The sequence below is a fragment of the Aeromonas sp. QDB62 genome (genome assembly GCF_027705695.1).
GTDB classification, from domain to species: domain Bacteria; phylum Pseudomonadota; class Gammaproteobacteria; order Enterobacterales; family Aeromonadaceae; genus Aeromonas; species Aeromonas allosaccharophila.
Genome location: NZ_JAPDCD010000100.1, coordinates 1 through 2,944 on the forward strand (window position 1 = coordinate 1; position 2,944 = coordinate 2,944).

At 53.0% G+C, this 2,944-nt stretch carries 1 rRNA gene; it reads left to right on the plus strand.

Annotated elements, in window-relative coordinates:
• Nucleotides 1–21: 21 nt before the first annotated feature.
• Nucleotides 22–2,911, plus strand: a 23S ribosomal RNA gene (locus OKC27_RS22540).
• The last annotated feature ends 33 nt before the right edge of the window (nucleotides 2,912–2,944 follow it).

Sequence of the window (2,944 nt, forward strand, 5' to 3'; positions counted from 1 at the left end):
CGACACTTCTTGGGGTTGTATGGTTAAGTGACTAAGCGTACATGGTGGATGCCTTGGCAGTCAGAGGCGATGAAGGACGTACTAACCTGCGATAAGCTGTGAGAAGTCGGTAAGAGACGCTATTACTCACAGATTTCCGAATGGGGAAACCCACTTAGCATAAGCTAGGTATCGTTGCATGAATACATAGTGCAACGAGGCGAACCGGGAGAACTGAAACATCTAAGTACCCCGAGGAAAAGAAATCAACCGAGATTCCCTCAGTAGCGGCGAGCGAACGGGGATTAGCCCTTAAGTTTCTTGGAAGTTAGTGGAATGGTCCTGGAAAGGCCAGCGATACAGGGTGATAGCCCCGTACATGAAAACGACCTTGAAGTGAAATCGAGTAGGGCGGGACACGTGACATCCTGTCTGAATATGGGGGGACCATCCTCCAAGGCTAAATACTCCTGACTGACCGATAGTGAACCAGTACCGTGAGGGAAAGGCGAAAAGAACCCCTGTGAGGGGAGTGAAATAGAACCTGAAACCGTGTACGTACAAGCAGTGGGAGCCCTTCGGGGTGACTGCGTACCTTTTGTATAATGGGTCAGCGACTTACATTTTGTAGCGAGGTTAACCGTATAGGGGAGCCGTAGGGAAACCGAGTCTTAACTGGGCGTCTAGTTGCAAGGTGTAGACCCGAAACCGGGTGATCTAGCCATGGGCAGGTTGAAGGTTGAGTAACATCAACTGGAGGACCGAACCCACTAACGTTGCAAAGTTAGGGGATGACCTGTGGCTGGGGGTGAAAGGCCAATCAAACTCGGAGATAGCTGGTTCTCCCCGAAAGCTATTTAGGTAGCGCCTCGGACGAATACTACTGGGGGTAGAGCACTGTTTGGACTAGGGGGTCATCCCGACTTACCAACTCCATGCAAACTCCGAATACCAGTAAGTAATATCCGGGAGACACACGGCGGGTGCTAACGTCCGTCGTGAAGAGGGAAACAACCCAGACCGCCGGCTAAGGTCCCAAAGTTCTGGTTAAGTGGGAAACGATGTGGGAAGGCTCAGACAGCTAGGATGTTGGCTTAGAAGCAGCCATCATTTAAAGAAAGCGTAATAGCTCACTAGTCGAGTCGGCCTGCGCGGAAGATGTAACGGGGCTCAAACCAGGCACCGAAGCCGCGGATTCACACTTATGTGTGAGTGGTAGGGGAGCGTTCTGTAAGTCTGCGAAGGTGTATCGAGAGGTATGCTGGAGATATCAGAAGTGCGAATGCTGACGTAAGTAACGATAAAGGGGGTGAAAAGCCTCCTCGCCGGAAGACCAAGGGTTCCTGTCCAACGTTAATCGGGGCAGGGTGAGTCGACCCCTAAGGTGAGGCCGAAAGGCGTAATCGATGGGAAGCAGGTTAATATTCCTGCACGACTTGTAATTGCGATGGGGGGACGGAGAAGGCTAGGTGGGCCAGGCGACGGTTGTCCTGGTGAAAGTGCGTAGGTGGTGTTTCTAGGCAAATCCGGAGACACAACACTGAGACACGAGACGAACGCACTACGGTGCGGAAGCCATTGATGCCCTGCTTCCAGGAAAAGCCTCTAAGCTTCAGATTACAAGTCATCGTACCCCAAACCGACACAGGTGGTCGGGTAGAGAATACCAAGGCGCTTGAGAGAACTCGGGTGAAGGAACTAGGCAAAATAGAACCGTAACTTCGGGAGAAGGTTCGCTCTTGACAGTGAAGTCCCTTGCGGATGGAGCAGTCGGGAGTCGCAGTGACCAGATGGCTGGGACTGTTTATCAAAAACACAGCACTCTGCAAACACGAAAGTGGACGTATAGGGTGTGACACCTGCCCGGTGCCGGAAGGTTAATTGATGGGGTTAGCGCAAGCGAAGCTCTTGATCGAAGCCCCGGTAAACGGCGGCCGTAACTATAACGGTCCTAAGGTAGCGAAATTCCTTGTCGGGTAAGTTCCGACCTGCACGAATGGTGTAACCATGGCCATGCTGTCTCCACCCGAGACTCAGTGAAATCGAATTCGCCGTGAAGATGCGGTGTACCCGCGGCTAGACGGAAAGACCCCGTGAACCTTTACTACAGCTTGGCACTGAACATTGAACCTACATGTGTAGGATAGGTGGGAGGCTTTGAAGGCGTGACGCCAGTTGCGCTGGAGCCGTCCTTGAAATACCACCCTTGTATGTTTGATGTTCTAACGCAGGGCCCTGAATCGGGCTCGCGGACAGTGCCTGGTGGGTAGTTTGACTGGGGCGGTCTCCTCCCAAAGAGTAACGGAGGAGCACGAAGGTTGGCTAATCCTGGTCGGACATCAGGAGGTTAGTGCAATGGCATAAGCCAGCTTAACTGCGAGACGGACAGGTCGAGCAGGTACGAAAGTAGGTCATAGTGATCCGGTGGTTCTGAATGGAAGGGCCATCGCTCAACGGATAAAAGGTACTCCGGGGATAACAGGCTGATACCGCCCAAGAGTTCATATCGACGGCGGTGTTTGGCACCTCGATGTCGGCTCATCACATCCTGGGGCTGAAGTCGGTCCCAAGGGTATGGCTGTTCGCCATTTAAAGTGGTACGCGAGCTGGGTTCAGAACGTCGTGAGACAGTTCGGTCCCTATCTGCCGTGGGCGTTGGATGATTGAAGGGAGTTGCTCCTAGTACGAGAGGACCGGAGTGAACGAACCTCTGGTGTTCGGGTTGTCACGCCAGTGGCACTGCCCGGTAGCTAAGTTCGGAATCGATAACCGCTGAAAGCATCTAAGCGGGAAGCGAGCCCTGAGATGAGTCATCCCTGACCCCTTGAGGGTCCTAAAGGGCCGTTGGAGACCACAACGTTGATAGGTGGGGTGTGTAAGCGCGGCGACGTGTTGAGCTAACCCATACTAATTACCCGTGAGGCTTAACCATACAACACCCAAGAAGTGTTCTGGGCCTTGTAGC